Source organism: Butyricimonas faecihominis, assembly GCF_033096445.1.
Taxonomy (GTDB): Bacteria; Bacteroidota; Bacteroidia; order Bacteroidales; family Marinifilaceae; genus Butyricimonas; species Butyricimonas faecihominis.
Genome location: NZ_AP028155.1, coordinates 2,060,409 through 2,076,797, shown reverse-complemented (window position 1 = coordinate 2,076,797; position 16,389 = coordinate 2,060,409). Strand labels below are relative to the sequence as shown.

Below are 16,389 nucleotides of genomic sequence, written 5' to 3'. Positions count from 1 at the left end.
TTTCGGAAACTTTTGCACGCACATTTATAGTTCTTTTAATGTTTGTTGGATGATTTCTTGAAGTTGTTTTGCTTGCATTTTGTTTACGATCTGGGTACAGGTCAGAAAGGCTTGATTGTAAGTCTGTTTGGCTTTTTCTTTATTCCCCGTGTTTTTCAGGCAATCGCCCAACATCATCAGTAAACGCGTTCGGGTTTCTGCATCGATATTCATTTCTAAAGCTTTCGAGATCCAAGGAATACATTTCATGTAAGCATTCTTGGACATCTTGCCTTCAAAAACAATGGCAAGGTCCTCCAGAGCTTGTGCGTAATCTCCCCACTCGACCAGTTCGCCTTTTCCGGAATAATATTTGTTCATGTTCTCGAAAAACAAATCTTCGTTATGGCGGTATAGGTTATACGTGGCGTCTGCCAGTAAGGTCGTGGCTTCTTGGGCGGAGAGAGTGCCGAAAGAGAATTCGGAGTATATGTCTTTTAAATCTCCGCTTACCCGTTTCAGACGTTCCTTGTAACTGAGGTCTCCCTTTCTGCATGAACGAATAATATATCCGTTATTTAGACTGACCAGATAACTGAAGATCGTCGGTTTATCCACGGAGTCTGCAAACCTTTTATAATTTTTTGTCACGAAATCAAAGATTGGGTCTTCTTTCTCTGCTTGCGGGTGATACAGGGTTAGGATATAAAAGTCCGTGCCGTTGATCATGTTCTCTAATTTTTTGTTTTTACAGTATTCCGGGAAAAGGCTCTCGATTCGGGAACCCCATTTTTGCCTGTTGTATCCGCTTTGGGTAGCAATAAAACGGGGAGCTTCTATCAATAACTGTTGTTGTATGGTGAAGTCGTTTTTCTCTTTTTTATATTTTTCGTATAATTGTTCGAAACTCAATGCTTCTCCCAAGGCTATTTTGCCATTTTGTATTAAATCCTCCGGGGAAACGGCTCCTTGGATGCGTCGCATTTCTTTACCGTTCCGGCTGATGAATACCATTGTGGGCAAGGCTGTTACATTATATTTTTTAGTTAATACTTTATTTTCACCCGCCTCAACGTTAACCTGTACGCATACAAAATTGGAATTGAAATATTTACCGACTTCTTGCCGTGTAAATATATTGTCTGCCATTATTTTGCATGGGCCGCACCAATCAGCATAAAAATCCACGAACAAGTCTTTCTTTTCCGCTTGCGCTTTCTTTAAAGCCTCTTCAAAAGTTCCTTTGAACAGAAGCATTTGGGCGGATAATTCTCCCCATGTTCCCAAGTAAAGGAACATGAATAAATAGAGTAGTTTTTTCATTTCGGTGTACTATAAAATTGTAAAATGATTTATGAAATTAATTTTTATGACCACCATTCTAGCTTCTTCTTACAAAGAAGGAGAGTCCCCTCCCGTTTACATAGAGGGGAGGGGGTGTTTGGGGGAATGACTAGTTTTGAATGACGAAGGTATACACGTCCTCCATTATTCTTGTCCTTCCTTCATTCCTGATCTCCAGAGTTACCGTGTAGGCACCTGCCGGAACATGTTTTTCAACGCCAAGGTCCACGTAGATAAGTCCTCCGCCTTGCACGTGCACGTATTCCATGAACTTATCTCCGTTTCCTTGCGTGTTCTTTGCGTCCAGAACCGTATAAATGATGGGTTCTGTTCCTAAAACGCTTTCAATTTGGGAAGTCCTCCAAGGAATGTTAAAGTCAATCTGTTCTTGGTATTTCCTGATCTGTTCTTTTATGACATTCGGGGAATCCATTCCTAATTCATTTGACGCATTATCAATCTGGTCTGAGATGTCGGCTTGCTGTTGATCGACTTCTCCAACTTGTTCATAAAGTTCATCTGCCCGGTCCGATAGTTTTTGTATTTCAATCATCAGCTCTTCTTTTCTGGCAACAGTTGTTGCCGGATCGTAATATTCGTCATACAGAATATCTTGAGCATCATAGATTTCGTCTAATTTTGAATATAATTTATTGGCATCTTCTTCTAGTCGGTCTAGTTCTTTCTGAAGTTCCGCCGTGAATTCCTTTAAGTATTCAAGATTTCCCTCTAATTTTTCAATTTTTCCTTCTATACTGAAAATGTATAGGGTGTCTTTGGAATATCCGGCATTTTCCGTGAACAGGTAGCCAACCGTGACATCGTGACATCCGAAAAAGAGAATGGAACATCCGAGTATTAATAAAAGTATGATTGTTCTCATCATGGTCACATTTAAAAATTAATCAATTGAAGGTCATATCCTAGGGCGTGAACCACACCGTTGTTCGTCTGGATGTTGGTAGAGGCGACCCGCCAGTCCGTGTTTCCGTTTCCCTGTTTCGCTATCCATAATTGATGGGCTCCGGCTTTCTCCACTCCGCCGTAATCTTCCCAGTATGTCCAAATAAACAAGGAACGGCCTAGTGTCGGAACCACCATTCCCCCTGATTCTTCATTAGTCAGGCCTTCCTGTGTCCGGTAACCTTCGGGTACCTCTTCCAGCATCAAGCGTTTCGTGATGATCAAGTCCTTTAAGATTCTGGCACAAGTTTCTGCCGGGATGTCTGTTACCCGGTGCCAGTATTCGCTTTCATCCACTTCTTCACCGTAATAATCTTTCAAATCGTCCAGTTCTTGATTATGGTCCAAGATGAAATGGACAATACTTAAACTCGTGACTCCGAAAAATGAAATCTGATCGTAGCCGCCTTTGCCTTCAAAAATGGGTTTTAACCCGGCATGTTCGATCATGATCATTGTCGAATCCCAGTCCGTGAGATGACTTTCGAAATATTCCCACATGGAACAATTATGTATGCCATTTGCCGTGCCGCCGTCAACATAATTATACTTTGTGCATGAACACATACAGAGTGTGGTCAGAAGTATAAGATCTATTGTGATATAATTTAATTTTGATGCCATAACCAGAATAAATTTTGTTTCATTAATGGATTTTTAGTGAATGCATTGTTGTGTATACGTAAATAAAGAGCCCCGTCTTTTACATCCTGTTCGGACAAGGTTTTGTAATTGCCTTTCAGTTCTTCCCGGAAATAACCGTTACGGACAATATCAAAATAACGTTCGCCTTCGCCGAACAATTCTCTTTCCCGTTCATGGAAGATTTCTTTTAACAAAGAGGTTTTGTTCGTGGCTCCTGTATATCCTTTTAATCCGGCACGGTCCCTTATCCGGTCCAGGTCTTTTAGGGCTTCGGTTGTCATCCCCAGATGGGCCCTACATTCTGCCCGTAAAAGAATCAGGTCAGCCAAACGCCATATAATGCGGTTCCCGTCCATTGCTATAACACCGATATTTTGCATGATGAATACAGGATTAGTGGTTTTTACCGCATCCCGCCATTTATTAATGTAGGCAAAACGAGGCTTGAAAGGAGTTTCTTCTCCTTCAATGGTAAGCTCTTCTCCTAATTTGTACCAGTATTCTTTTCTTCGTTGATCTTCCGGGTCTGGGAAAAGTTGTTTCACGGCATTTACCGAGATTCGTTCTTCTCTAAGAGCATTATTTATTTTTCTGGGATCAGTTTCCGTGTAAGGGTAGTTGATTAGCAGGGTACCGGGATAACGTAATTCAAGGTTAGCTATATCATACCACCGGTCATCTTGTTCATTGACTTCTATTGAAAAGATAACTTCTTTGGTGGCTCTTGCTTTACCTAACGTATTTTGGATCAGCAAGCTGATATTATTTTCCAGATCATAAAATCCAGCTTTCCCCTCAATTACCAAGGATGCCTCTTGTTCGGCTTTTTTCCAGAACTCTTCTTTATCATAGAGTCCTCCCATCCATGCATAAATATTTGCCAGTAGCGTGTGTACGGATCCCAAGCTGGCATATTGTCGTGAAGTTATCGCTGCGCCGTTGGCATCTGTTAATTTATCATGGGGTGGGAGAATCAAGGCTGCTTTCGCACAACGGATTGCTTCTGCAAGAACGGTGTCAACCGGGCTTTTGGCACGGGCTTCTGCTTCCTCTGAACCGGGAGCGATCGGAGCCTCTCCCCAGTGTTGGGCTATTTTGAAATACATTAATCCTTTGATAAAATTTGCTTGTGCCATCCAGTAATTTACACGTTCTTTAGGAATATTCTTGATTCGATACTGGTTATCCCGTAGAAAGTTTGCCATATAAATTGTTGCGTAGTAAGTACTCCATGACATAAAATTGTCACATCCTTTACTCCAAAAAGTTTCATAATTTAATTCTTGGTAAGGTTTTGTATATGTACTTGGGTAATCACACGGGAGTCCTACATAATCAAGATAACGACCTCCATAAGCGAGAATGTTTTTTTCGGAACCGAACATGGTTACCAGAATCTTTTCTAAGTCGCTTTCACTTTGGAAATAATTCCGGTATGTGACGGAAATTTCCGATTCCACATCCAGCCAGTCGTTACACGAGTAAAATGGCAGGAATAATAAAAGGAATATTATTTTTTTCATAATCAACACGTGTTAAAAGTTTACAGTTAATCCGACAGAGAATTTCCGGGGTAGGGGATATGCTCCGCTATTATCAATGCCTTTGGTAATGTCCACAATTTCAGGATCTAAGCCGGAATAATTAGTAAGCAAGAATAGATTCTCGGCTGTCAAAAATATACGGGCGCTTGTCAATCCGATTTTTTGTGCGAATTGCTGGTGCAGATTGTATCCTAGAGTCAATTGTTTCAGTCGAAGCATGTGTACTTTCTCAATATCACAATCATATCGTCCGCTGTATTGATTGCCTACTTCATAGGCAATCAAATGAGGATATTTCGGTTTGCTGTTTTCTTCTCCAGTCCATGCATTTATTTTTTCCACGTTGACATATAAAGGAGCTCCATCTGCATTGGGGGTTAAAGAGCGGTCATCATAGGTTCTTAAAATGTGTCTCCCGATAGAGTATATGAAGAAAATATTCAAGTCAAATTGTTTCCAAGTGATTTCATTGATGATTCCACCATGAGCAACCGGAAGGGGACTTGCCGCATAATACATATCGTTGTCCGTGATAGACCCGTTGCCGTTTAAGTCTGCCAAACGACGAGTTCCGGTAAAGAATACGCCACTGGTTGTACCAAGCGGATATAACATTCCACTGGGTCTTAAATAATAGGGAATCTCATCCATATTGTTATAAAAGCCTTCCATTTTATACGCCAAAATGTTGTACAGTGGTTTCCCGATAATATTATTTCCATAGTCGTAACCGTCACCACTCTTTTCGAAACGGTTCCAGTTTCTGGATACATTTATTTTCGTTCTCCATTTTACTGTAGTTTCCCGGAATATATCAGCCGTTAATTCCATTTCCAACCCTTCGTTGGATACGGCAAGGGCATTCTGCCATTGGAATGTCATCAGGTTTAGGTTGCCAGGTAAGTCTACTTGTCTTAGCTGACCTTTCGTGTAGCGGTAGTAATAATCCAATGTCATTTTAATTCGGTAGTCAAGAAAACTGACATCCAAGCCGAGATCATATTGGTCGGTTTTTTCCCAACTTAATTTCCGGTTTAAAAGTCCACCCAAGCGATCTGGCATCATTCCTTCTTTTCCCAGAAAATATTGTCCGCTGGGGCCCATCAGGCCATGTGCCAGGTAAGGTTGGTAAAACTTTTGTCCTGAACGTCCCCAACTGGCACGGATTTTTCCGAAGCTTAGCCAGTAGAATTTCTTTATAAAAGGTTCATCCGAGAAAATCCAGCCTGCAGCCACAGAGGGGAAGGTAGCCCAGCGCACGTCTTCTCCGAATACAGAGGAGCCGTCCCGGCGGATCGTAGCTTCCAGCATGTATTTCTCTTTGAAATTGTATCTCAGCCGTCCGAAATAACTGTTCATGCGTTCTTCTTCAAGACTGGATTTGTATGTACTGGCGGACTTCCATGTGGGATTACTGTCCTTGTCGCTTCCCCAGTTTTCATTAACCAGTCCACTGCTGTTACCCCACTGCCCGCTAGCGTAATGTACGTAGTCATTAGGGCCGTCTTTGGCACTTCCTTCATTCAGGTAGGTCTGGTCTTTTTGGTAAGAAAGTCCTAGTAATATGTCAAAATAATGATGTTCTTTTATTTTGAATTGGTAAGAGAGTAAATTCTCGTTGAGGATAGACAAGCTTCTGCCTATGCTTCCTTTTGTATAGGAACGGTGGAAATCCGTGTCTGCCGTGCTAGGACGGAAGTTATTTTGATTTTGTTGATTATAGTCAAGGCCGCCTGACACTTTCAAGTGCATGTTATGGATGATTTCGTAATCAAGTACCAGATTGTAACGTAAGGAGTAACTCAGATTCTTTTCTATGTTATTGTTCAATGCTTCCAAAAGATTGTCTTTAATATAGTCACTGCCCGGTAGGAGAGAGGATTGGGTGTTCGGATCGACGCTGATTCCCTCGATTTTCTGACCGGAGCCACCTCGTCCTCCCCGGCTTCTGTCACTGTAAGATAGGGATATTTGGTTGTCCAGTTGGATTTTTTTCGTGGGTTGTGCGGATAAATTGGTTATCACGTTGACACGTTCGAAGTCTGTCCCGATCATGATTCCTTCTTCCTTGTAATATCCGGCTCCGATCATGTAGCGGAAATTCTCGCTTCCCCCGCTTGCTTGTAGGTTGGCGTTATACACTTTTGCAGTTCGGTAGGCATATCTGTTCCAATCCGTGGAATTGTTGTAGAACGGGTTCAAACTATCTTGTAACATGTAAGCGTTTTGTCCTCCGTCCCGATTACCGAAAAAGTAATTGTAAATAGGGAAATCGTTGTTTTTTGTGTATTTATATACTTCTTCGTAGGAGTTGGGTATAACCCATTTACCGTTTGCGGATTGATAGGGTTTCACGGTATTCCTGTATGCATTCATGTTGTAATTCCGGATGATGTTACCTCCCCATACTTTGATCGTTTCCGGTAACCAAGAGGCGGAATAAGAGGCATTTGCAACAAATTGTGCTTTCCCGGCACGTCCTTTCTTGGTGGTAATCAGGATGACCCCGTTCCCGGCACGTGAGCCGTAGATGGCAGCAGAGGCGGCATCTTTCAGAACCTCGATAGATTCAATCATTGACGGGTCCAGATCGGATAGCGTGTTTGTACCCGTGATCGGGGAAGTAAAGGCTTGCATCGGGACTCCGTCAACCACGTAAAGGGGCGTTCCGTAATTCCGGTCGCTGCCTTCTCCGTCAACGAAGAATGAGTTATAACCCCGGATAGCCACGATGGCTCCGCCACCTCCGGGAGCTCCGGAAAGATTATTTACTTCGACTCCTGCCATGTGTCCTTGTAACAGGCTCTCCAGGCTATGTGTCGGGAGTTCTTTCATTTCATCGGCTTTCAACGTGGAGATAGAACTGACAAGAGTCCGTTTCTTTTGTGAACCGTAAGCAACTACTTGTACTTCATCCAATCCCGACACATCAGCCTGCATTTTTACCATGACTAATTTGCCGTCCGTGTATTTTACTTTTTGGGTTTTGTAGCCGATAAACGAGAACACGAGAGTACCTTTGGCTTCGGGTAACGGAAGTACGAAATGTCCGGCGATGTCCGTGGAGGTTCCTACTTTTGTGCTATCCAGCAGGACGGTTACTCCCGGCATCGGTTTGTTATTTTCGTCCAACACCTTCCCCTGAATGATGAATAGTTTCTTTTTGTCGTTTTTCGCTTGTTCCCGGAAGAGAATAATCGTCTTGTCGAGAACTCGGAACGAGAATCCCGTGTTTTTCAGGCAAGTAGCCAATACTTCTTCTATCGTGGCCCCTTTCAGGTCCAGCGTGATATTCGAGATTTTTTTCACGGCGATGTCATCGAAGAAAAAGCTATACTCCGATTGCGTGCGGATGTCGTTCATCACGCTTTCCAGAGAAGCGTTCTTAACCTTCAGGTCCAACCGCGTATCTTGTGAATAGGTGGCAGCCGAAAGGTGTAGGATGCCGATAAATGTCAAGATAAAGCATAACTTCATAATTCTTACTTGTTTTTGCCATAATCCACCCGAGGAATGGCTGTTTTTGTCCATTTTTTTCATACATTTGTAATGTTTTTAATGAGAACTAGAAAATAGTTTGGGCATTTGATGTTGCGAGCGTCAGATGCCTTTTTTATTTCGCTTGAATAAAAACTGTGCGTTGATTTACTGTAAATGTCACTCGTTCATTTTGTTCAATTATTTTTAATATGGATTTGAAATCATCGGTTTTGTTCAGGTCACCCGTGAACCGGATGTCTTTGGCTTCCGGGGACTGGTAGAAGACGCTGAGGTCATACCAGCGGGCTAGAATGTTGAACAGATCTTCCAACCGTGCATCACGGAAAGCGAAACGCCCGTCTTTCCATGCCGTGTAGAGGTACGTGTTCACTTCCAGTTTCGTGAGATTGGCGGACCTCTTTTCCAGAACGCCTTGTTCGCCGGGGACCAGCTTGACCTGTTGTTTGTATTTTTCCGATTGCATGATCACGGAACCGGAAACGAGAGTGGTCTGCACGTCCTGCTCGTCGGGATAAGCTCGGAAGTTGAATTGTGTTCCCAGCACGGACACGCTGGCATGAGTGGAGACAACCGTGAAGGGTTTCTTCTTGTCCGGGGCTACCGTGAAATAAGCCTCCCCGTCAAGGTAAACGACACGTTTGTTGCCTGTAAACTGTACCGGGTAACGGATTTCCGTCTCGGCATTCAGCCATACTTCCGTACCGTCGGCAAGTGTCAGGAAATATTCCCCGCCTCGGGGAATCTGCAAGGTGTTGAATATAGGGCTTTCTTGTGTGCATAAGCTATCTTCCGGTAGAGTATAGAAGACCTTGTTGTTCATGACGTTCACGATCATCCCGTTTTGTTCCTGTATCGGGGATAACGTGCTATCCGACAACGTGATTCTATCGCCTCCGCCCGTGATTAGTACTGCCTTGTGTTCTCCCGGCTTGATGACTTCTGAAATAGAGACGATGGCTTGCCGATCGTTCTTTTGAAGTAGGAAAATACTTGCCGCCACGATCGGAAGAGTGAGTATTGCCGCGTAACGGATGATCGTTTTCATCCTTCTGTTCTTGCGGGTGCGTTGCCGTTTAGTGATGAATTGTTGATAGTCTTTCTCCCAATTGATCTGTCGGGATTCGACTATTTTTTGTTCCAGACGCTTTCCGTCTTTGAATCCGTCATAAATCTTTTCGTTTCTTGTGGAAACGGATAACCATTCCCTCAAGGTGCGTTGTTCTTCATCATTTGCTTTCCCTCTAAGAGACGCTGCAATGATGCGGGCTAACTGAAATATATTATTCTCTTTTTGACTCATCTTTTCGCTCATTTGATAGTAAGTCCCCTTGAGCGTAAAAAAGAGTGAGTCAAAAATGAATTATTTTTGAAAATATTGCAATATTGTGATTACGGTGATAGGTGTTTTCTTGTAAAGATGAGTATGTTATTCATTTTTAATCTTCCATTCCCCGATATTTCTTTTTTCGGCATTGAAATTAACTCCGACTTTCATAAGTTGTCGGCTGTCTGCCGTGTACGGGATCAAATAGCCCCCGTTGTCAATTTGTTGCAGGGCTTGTTCCGTACTGCCATCCAGTTTGAATTCAAATACATAGATGTATTTGGGAGTTTTAACCACGGCATCAGCCCGTCTGGTGGCACTACGTATTTCAGCATCTACAAACTGTCCCATGAGTTTGAAAACGAGATAGGATACGACTTGATAATGTCGTTCTGTCTGGGCATTTAACTCATAGGGGAAATCGGCAAAGAAGGCTCGCAACCGGGTCATTAGTAACAAAGGTAGAGAATAAATTGTAAACGGGCAAACACAAATAATGGGATGAAGCCGTCTAAAATTCCAGCAAGAAAATAAGAATCCCGACGGGAATAATGTGTTTCAGTTGATCGTAAAGCAACTTTTTCCCGACCTGCTTGTGGGATTTGACGGTTTCGATGTTTAGTTGGAGTTGATGGGCAATCTCTTGATTGCTTTTACCTTCTAAAACAAGCAAGTACACTTTTTGGCATTGTTCCGGTAAGTTCTGAATGGCTTTTATCAAGAGAGCGTAAACCTCTTCTTCAAGAACACGTTCTTCGTAAGTTCTGGTTTCATCCGGAGCCTCGCTTTGCATATATTTTTGGTAGCGTCTTTTTACCTCTTCGTGGCGGAGATATTTCAGGCATTTGTGCCTGACCGTACCGTATAGATAGGCTTTTAGATTATCCACGTCATTGAATGTCTCTTGGGATTCGATTAACGAGAGAAACACTTCCTGCACAACATCTTTGTCCGTGTCCAAGTCGGGAATATAGCCTTTTGCGAATAACACCAAGGGCGTGTAGTGCTGTTCGAAAAGTTCCCGAACGATTTTTTCGTCATAGATGGAACTAGAATTTAAAGGTGTTATTGTTGCCACGTGTTATTATTTTGCCGATACGAACGTGAATCTTTTTATTTATTCGTGGCAAATATAAACTAAATTGGAATATTTACAAAATATTGAATGCGTTTCTGCTAGAGCGTATCATTAAAATTACACTGGGACTACCTTAGTGTTAGGCTATCCTCGTTTTACTTTTTCTTAATAGTTTCCTGATAGTTCATTTAGACCACGGAGCATTCATCCTGCATTCCCCTTGCATTCTTGTTCGATAAAATTGATTTTTGATACGATTATATTTGCTGGATGGCTCGGTCGTGTAGTATATTTATTCATTGGAGAGATATGCTTGAGTGACAGTGTACGTATGACGAGGGGATGACCAACTTATACGAAAATAGAGACAATTATTTTCAAATGAATAAAATATGTGTATCTTTACATCATGTTAAAAACTAAATTACAATCGGATTTGGTGTAATAAACAATCTGTATTTCTGATACAGGTTGTCCCTTCGCTTGCTTTCGGAAAGCTCTTTCCGGGGGGTGATTTTTCTATTATTATAATTTGAATTTTTAATCCGTGTACAACGAGGAAAGTAGAATTATGCTTTCACGTGTATGCTTTATATTGATCAATCATGAGTAACGAAAATAATACCATTCTTGGAATCGACGTTAATTTAATTTGCGAATTTTTCTTGAATACAGAACGGCAGGGACCCGGAAGTCCCGAAGTAACGCTTAAAGCGTTAAGCTTTATAGACCATCTTACGGATCATTCCCGGATTGCAGACTTGGGATGCGGGACGGGAGGACAGACGATGACGCTGGCACGGCACGCTCCGGGGCAGATTACAGGACTCGATTTTTTTCCGGGATTCGTGGAGCGTTTTAATCATAACGCTAGGGTGTTGAATCTTCAAGAACGGGTGAAAGGCATAGTCGGTTCAATGGATGCGTTGCCTTTCGGGGAGGAAGAATTAGACTTGATCTGGTCGGAAGGTGCTATTTATAATATCGGTTTTGAGCGGGGATTGAACGAGTGGCGCAAATATCTGAAGACGGGAGGATATGTTGCCGTTTCCGAGAGTTCGTGGTTTACCGAAGAACGTCCGGCAGAGATCCATGATTTTTGGATGTCCGTTTACGAGGAGATCGACACGATACCCAATAAAGTCGCCCAGATTCAGAAAGCGGGGTATATCCCCGTGGCGACTTTTATCCTGCCGGAATATTGCTGGACGGAGAACTATTTTACCCCGTTAGTTAAAGCCCGGGAGATATTCAGCCGGAAATATGCCGGGAATAAAACGGTCGAGGAACTAATAAGTTTTCAGCATCACGAGGCTGAACTATACCGTAAGTACAAGGAGTTTTACGGTTATGTATTTTATATCGCTAAAAAGATAAAGTAATGATAGATTTAAATCGTTATGGTTGGAATGACAAGTTAAACCAACTGAAACAGGAATCGACGTATGGAACTCTCACACATGGGCGTGTCGCTATTGTACACCGGACGTGTTACGAGGTGGTTGCCGGGAGCGGAGTGTTCCGGTGCGAGTTGACAGGAAACATGATGTACGGGAAGTCGGATTTCGAATTACCCTGCACCGGGGATTGGGTGATCTTTCAGCCGTTTGATGAGGGAATGGGGATTATCGTGGATATGTTGCCTCGGTCACGTACTTTGTCCCGCAGAAAAAACGGAACGGTTGCCGAAAAACAAGCCATAGCGGCTCATGTTGACAAAGCCTTTATCGTGCAAAGTCTGGATGATAATTTCAATGTTCGTCGTGCTGAGCGCTTTATGGTTCAGATGCGGGAAGAAAATATTATTCCCGTGCTGGTGCTTAATAAAGTCGACTTAGGTTTTGACCAACAAAAAGTGGAAGAGCAAATACGGCACGTTACCCGGCAGATTCCGGTGTTTTACACGAGTATTCACGAGTCTCGGACGATTTTTCGTTTAAGAGAATTTATCGCGGCGGGGGAGACGGTCGTGTTTGTCGGTTCTTCGGGTGTCGGGAAAAGTTCTCTGGTGAATGCACTTTGTGAGAAATCCGTGTTACTCACGTCCGGAATAAGTCAATCCACGGGAAAGGGGCGTCATACTTCGACCCGTCGGGAGATGGTGTTGATGGATGGAGGCGGTGTCTTGATTGATACTCCCGGGGTTCGGGAATTCGGTCTTGCGGTTGATGATTCCGGTGCGCTTGATGAGATACTGGAGATTACTGACTACGCACAATCGTGTCGTTTCAAGGATTGCGAGCATATCAATGAGCCGGGTTGTGCCGTGTTGGATGCGGTGAGTCGTGGTATACTAGATCGTCAGGTTTACGAGAGTTATTTGAAACTTCGACGGGAAACGTGGCATTTCTCTGCCTCCGAACACGAGAAACGGAAAAAAGAGAAATCTTTCACGAAACTCGTGGATGAAGTGAAGAAACGCAAGGATCATTTCTGATCTCTATTCACTTTTTTTCTGAATCCCTAGTTCTGCCGCTACTTGGAACATGTATTCACGGGCCTCAGTGGGATTATTGCTGATTATGCCATCAAGGATAGCTTCTTTGATGGCATTTTTAATATCCCCGATTGCCTTGCAGGGTGGGAGTTGAAATGTCTCCATGATCTCTTCCCCGCTGACGGGAGGTTGGAAATTCCGGATCGCATCCTTCTCTTCGACTTCTTTCAATTTCTGGCGCACGATCTGAAAATTTGCCAAGAATCGACGAACTTTCTCTTCATTTTTGGACGTGATGTCCGCCTCGGCAAGTGTCATCAAGTCGTCGATGTCGTCACCCGCATCAAAAAGGAGGCGACGCACGGCAGAATCCGTCACGGTGTCTTCCGAGAGAACGATCGGGCGCATATGGAGACCGACCAGTTTTTGCACGTATTTCATCTTTTCATTTTGGGGGAGTTTCAGGCGGTTGAATAATCTTCCGACCATACGTTCGCCCACGTGATTGTGGCCGTAAAAAGTCCAGCCTTGTCCCGGAATGAATTTTTTGGTGACCGGTTTGGCTATGTCATGCAGTAAAGCTGCCCAGCGTAACCACAGGTTGTCGGAAACACGGCTTACCGAGTCCACGACAGTCAGCGTGTGGTAAAAGTTATCTTTGTGTCCGATGCCGTCCACGTGTTCCACGCCTTTTAAAGCGGATAGTTCCGGGAAGAAGACACTCAACAGGCCGGATTGTTCCAGTAATTTTAATCCCACGGAAGGTTTCGGTGAGACCATGATCTTGTTAAACTCGTCCATGATGCGCTCTTTGGAGACGATTTTCAACCGATCCCGATTAGCGATGATACTTTCAAATGTCACGGGTTCGATCGTGAAATTCAATTGTGAGGCAAAACGGACGGCCCGCATCATACGCAAGGGATCATCGGAAAACGTGATGATCGGATCAAGGGGTGTTTTTAATATCCCGTTCTCCAAATCCTGAAGTCCCTCGAACGGGTCAACAAGTGTCCCGTAGTTTTCTTGGTTCAAGGATATGGCCAAAGCGTTGATCGTGAAATCACGCCGTTTCTGGTCGTCGTCGATGGTGCCTTCTTCGACGACGGGTTTACGGGAATCGAGATGGTAGGATTCCTTGCGGGCTCCCACGAATTCAATCTCTACTCCTTTATAGCGGAACATGGCCGTTCCGAAATTTTTAAACACGGAAACCGTTAAGTCTCCGAGTTGTTTGGCAGCCGTCTCAGCTAATTCGATCCCGCTCCCCAACACGACAATATCAATATCTTTGGAGGGACGGTGTAATATCAGGTCGCGCACGTATCCCCCGATAACGTAAATTTCCAACCCTTTCTCTGCCGCGATTCCGGATAATATCTTAAAAATAGGATGAGTTAACTGCATATTCTTTATTTTGGTTGCAAAATTATCAAGTTATCCCGTACAGACCAAATAAATTGTTTCGGATTTGTCCGGATTACCCTTTTTTCGATATTTTTGTGACCTATGTATTATTGAGAATAAAGATTATGGATAGAGAGCGACGATTAGCGGCATTATTCGATATGGATGGGGTGGTGCTTGACACGGAAGGGCAGTACGATAATTTCTGGCGGGAACAAGGAAGACGTTACCATCCGGATAAACCGGAATTTCACAAGATGATCAAGGGGCAAACGATGGAATTGATTCTGAAGAATTATTTCGAGGGAAATGTTGCTTTGCAACAACAGATTTCTCTGGAACTTGACGAGTTCGAGAGCCGGATGGATTTCCCCTACTTCCCCGGTGTGGAGCTTTTTATCCGGACGTTACAGAAACATGGGGTGAGAACCGCACTGGTTACCAGTTCAAACAACAAGAAGATGGCTCATGTGCTAATGGCTCATCCGGAGTTTACCGAGTTATTTGAACGTGTGATTACGGCAGATAAGATTACTCGGTCTAAACCCGATCCGGAGTGTTATTTGCTGGCAGCACGGGAGTTGCAGATGGAAGTGGATGTTTGCTGTGTCTTCGAAGACTCTTTTTCCGGGATCGAGGCCGGCCGACGTGCGGGAATGAAAGTTATCGGTCTGACAACCACGAACCCGAGAGAGAAGATACAGGATAAAGTCGATTGGGTGCTTTCCGATTTCACGGGATGCGTGTATGATGAGTTTATCGGCTTAATGGAAAGGTGAGTCGAAAGTTTGTAAAGTTCATAAGGTTCATAAAGTGACGGGTGTCCTTCGGGTAATATTGAATGGCAACTCAGAATTGCCGTTGACAAAGCACCTGCAAGGGTCCAAGGACCTTATAGATTTATAAACCTTATGAACTTTTGACCCATTACACGATACCCGAAAATCCCATGAATGCCATGGCCAGCAATCCGGCTGTAACCAGTGCGATGGGGGTTCCTTTCATGCCTTGAGGAATGGAGGATAGTTCCAGTTGTTCCCGGATTCCTGCAAAGATGGTTAAAGCTAATCCGAAACCTAATGCGGTTGAGGCTGCAAACACGACGGATTCCAGTAAGTTATAATCTTTTTGAATCACCATGATGGCCACACCAAGTACGGCACAGTTTGTCGTGATTAGGGGTAGGAAAACTCCTAATGCTTGATAAAGTGACGGACTTACCTTTTTCAGAATGATTTCCACCATCTGAACGAGGGCGGCAATGATCAAGATAAACACGATGGTTTGCATGAATCCGATGCCGAACGGGTCAAGTACGGTTTTCTGTACGATAAATGTTACCATGGTTGCCAGAATCATCACGAACGTAACGGCTCCCGTCATACCGAGTGCCGTGGGTACGCTCTTGGAAACCCCTAGGAACGGGCAGATTCCCAAGAATTGTGCCAACACGATGTTGTTGACAAATACGGCGGCTATAAATATAAAAACGTATTCCATGTTTCTAATTTTAGATTTTAAATTTTAAATTTTAGATTGCTTTTTCAATTTACAATTTACAATCTAAAATTTACAATTAGTTGGTTTTTCTTATTCTGTTGATGAATGCGATCAGGTAACCCAAAGCGATAAACGCTCCCGGAGCCAGAACGAAAACGAGCATTCCGTAATTTTCATTGTAAAGGGTCATGTTGAAAAATTTCCCACTACCTAGAATTTCACGGATAGAACCTAATATCGTTAATGCCATCGCGAAACCGAGGCCGATACCTAAACCGTCCAGCATGGAAGGAATGGCCTTGTTTTTGGATGCGAATGATTCAGCTCGTCCCAGCACGATACAGTTCACCACGATCAACGGAATGAATAATCCCAAAGATTCGTGCAAGCTCGGCAGGTAAGCTGCCATGCACATATCGACCACGGTAACGAATGCGGCGATGATCACGATAAAACCGGGAATCCGGATTTTGTCGGGAATCAGGTTTGCCACGAGCGAGATGGCCAGATTGGATAGTACCAGAACGAAAGCCGTGGCTAATCCCATTCCCAAGCCGTTAATGGCAGAGGTGGTAACTCCTAGCGTGGGACACATCCCGAGAAGGAGTACGAAGGTCGGATTTTCCTTGAAGAACCCTTTGGTAAAAGTTTGCCAGTTGTTCATATC

The 16,389-nt window shown here is 43.6% G+C and carries 13 protein-coding genes and 1 pseudogene; 3 read left to right on the top strand and 11 right to left on the bottom strand.

Annotated elements, in window-relative coordinates; genetic code table 11:
• Positions 1 to 24 precede the first annotated feature (24 nt).
• The 8 genes and pseudogenes from R8806_RS08710 to R8806_RS08675 all read right to left on the bottom strand — a co-directional run bounded on the left by R8806_RS08710 (position 25) and on the right by R8806_RS08675 (position 10,378).
• Complete coding sequence (locus tag R8806_RS08710) at positions 25 to 1,302, bottom strand: thioredoxin family protein (RefSeq protein ID WP_124315627.1); 1,278 nt, start codon at positions 1,300 to 1,302, stop codon at positions 25 to 27.
• Positions 1,303 to 1,432: 130 nt separating this feature from the next.
• On the bottom strand, positions 1,433 to 2,209 hold the full coding sequence (locus R8806_RS08705; protein ID WP_124315626.1) for a hypothetical protein: 777 nt from the start codon (positions 2,207 to 2,209) through the stop codon (positions 1,433 to 1,435).
• Positions 2,210 to 2,217: 8 nt separating this feature from the next.
• A complete protein-coding gene (locus R8806_RS08700; protein ID WP_229783021.1) occupies positions 2,218 to 2,910 on the bottom strand; it encodes a hypothetical protein in 693 nt (230 codons plus the stop codon).
• Positions 2,895 to 4,454 carry a RagB/SusD family nutrient uptake outer membrane protein gene (locus R8806_RS08695; protein ID WP_124315625.1) on the bottom strand — a complete coding sequence of 520 codons (1,560 nt, stop codon included), beginning with the start codon at positions 4,452 to 4,454 and terminating at the stop codon, positions 2,895 to 2,897. The genes R8806_RS08700 and R8806_RS08695 overlap by 16 nt, the downstream gene beginning before the upstream one ends.
• A gap of 12 nt (positions 4,455 to 4,466) precedes the next feature.
• Entirely contained in the window at positions 4,467 to 8,015 is a 3,549-nt protein-coding gene (locus R8806_RS08690) for a SusC/RagA family TonB-linked outer membrane protein (protein ID WP_229783022.1), read from the bottom strand.
• 73 nt (positions 8,016 to 8,088) lie between these two features.
• Complete coding sequence (locus R8806_RS08685) at positions 8,089 to 9,276, bottom strand: FecR family protein (protein WP_164719532.1); 1,188 nt, start codon at positions 9,274 to 9,276, stop codon at positions 8,089 to 8,091.
• Between the two features lie 126 nt (positions 9,277 to 9,402).
• Positions 9,403 to 9,750 (bottom strand): annotated as a pseudogene (locus R8806_RS08680) (PD-(D/E)XK nuclease domain-containing protein); the annotation flags it as partial.
• 61 nt (positions 9,751 to 9,811) lie between these two features.
• Entirely contained in the window at positions 9,812 to 10,378 is a 567-nt protein-coding gene (locus R8806_RS08675) for an RNA polymerase sigma-70 factor (protein ID WP_124315622.1), read from the bottom strand.
• 605 nt (positions 10,379 to 10,983) lie between these two features.
• Between R8806_RS08675 and R8806_RS08670 the strand changes: the two genes are divergently transcribed.
• Both R8806_RS08670 and rsgA read left to right on the top strand, forming a co-directional pair.
• Positions 10,984 to 11,760: a class I SAM-dependent methyltransferase gene (locus R8806_RS08670; protein WP_124315621.1), complete on the top strand. Its 777-nt coding sequence runs from the start codon at positions 10,984 to 10,986 to the stop codon at positions 11,758 to 11,760.
• Complete coding sequence (rsgA, locus tag R8806_RS08665) at positions 11,760 to 12,815, top strand: ribosome small subunit-dependent GTPase A (RefSeq protein ID WP_124315620.1); 1,056 nt, start codon at positions 11,760 to 11,762, stop codon at positions 12,813 to 12,815. The genes R8806_RS08670 and rsgA overlap by 1 nt, the downstream gene beginning before the upstream one ends.
• A 3-nt stretch (positions 12,816 to 12,818) precedes the next feature.
• On the opposite strand, the gene R8806_RS08660 is transcribed toward rsgA, so the two are convergent.
• Complete coding sequence (locus tag R8806_RS08660; RefSeq protein ID WP_124315619.1) at positions 12,819 to 14,222, bottom strand: CCA tRNA nucleotidyltransferase; 1,404 nt, start codon at positions 14,220 to 14,222, stop codon at positions 12,819 to 12,821.
• Positions 14,223 to 14,347: 125 nt separating this feature from the next.
• On the opposite strand from R8806_RS08660, the gene R8806_RS08655 reads away from it, so the two are divergent.
• Positions 14,348 to 15,001, top strand: a complete 654-nt coding sequence (locus tag R8806_RS08655; RefSeq protein WP_124315618.1) for an HAD family hydrolase — start codon at positions 14,348 to 14,350, stop codon at positions 14,999 to 15,001.
• A 148-nt stretch (positions 15,002 to 15,149) separates the two neighbouring features.
• On the opposite strand, the gene R8806_RS08650 is transcribed toward R8806_RS08655, so the two are convergent.
• Positions 15,150 to 15,722, bottom strand: a complete 573-nt coding sequence (locus R8806_RS08650; RefSeq protein WP_087421175.1) for an electron transport complex protein RnfA — start codon at positions 15,720 to 15,722, stop codon at positions 15,150 to 15,152.
• A 76-nt stretch (positions 15,723 to 15,798) separates the two neighbouring features.
• Positions 15,799 to 16,386, bottom strand: coding sequence for an RnfABCDGE type electron transport complex subunit E (locus R8806_RS08645; protein ID WP_087421176.1), 588 nt, complete (start codon positions 16,384 to 16,386; stop codon positions 15,799 to 15,801).
• Positions 16,387 to 16,389 lie beyond the last annotated feature (3 nt).

Excerpts from the sequence above, each read along its gene's own strand:
- R8806_RS08710 (WP_124315627.1), bottom strand. The coding sequence starts at position 1,302 with ATGAAAAAACTACTCTATTTATTCATGTTCCTTTACTTGGGAACATGG.
- R8806_RS08705 (WP_124315626.1), bottom strand. The coding sequence starts at position 2,209 with ATGATGAGAACAATCATACTTTTATTAATACTCGGATGTTCCATTCTC.
- R8806_RS08700 (WP_229783021.1), bottom strand. The coding sequence starts at position 2,910 with ATGGCATCAAAATTAAATTATATCACAATAGATCTTATACTTCTGACC.
- R8806_RS08695 (WP_124315625.1), bottom strand. The coding sequence starts at position 4,454 with ATGAAAAAAATAATATTCCTTTTATTATTCCTGCCATTTTACTCGTGT.
- R8806_RS08690 (WP_229783022.1), bottom strand. The coding sequence starts at position 8,015 with ATGAAAAAAATGGACAAAAACAGCCATTCCTCGGGTGGATTATGGCAA.
- R8806_RS08685 (WP_164719532.1), bottom strand. The coding sequence starts at position 9,276 with ATGAGTCAAAAAGAGAATAATATATTTCAGTTAGCCCGCATCATTGCA.
- R8806_RS08670 (WP_124315621.1), top strand. The coding sequence starts at position 10,984 with ATGAGTAACGAAAATAATACCATTCTTGGAATCGACGTTAATTTAATT.
- rsgA (WP_124315620.1), top strand. The coding sequence starts at position 11,760 with ATGATAGATTTAAATCGTTATGGTTGGAATGACAAGTTAAACCAACTG.
- R8806_RS08660 (WP_124315619.1), bottom strand. The coding sequence starts at position 14,222 with ATGCAGTTAACTCATCCTATTTTTAAGATATTATCCGGAATCGCGGCA.
- R8806_RS08655 (WP_124315618.1), top strand. The coding sequence starts at position 14,348 with ATGGATAGAGAGCGACGATTAGCGGCATTATTCGATATGGATGGGGTG.
- R8806_RS08650 (WP_087421175.1), bottom strand. The coding sequence starts at position 15,722 with ATGGAATACGTTTTTATATTTATAGCCGCCGTATTTGTCAACAACATC.
- R8806_RS08645 (WP_087421176.1), bottom strand. The coding sequence starts at position 16,386 with ATGAACAACTGGCAAACTTTTACCAAAGGGTTCTTCAAGGAAAATCCG.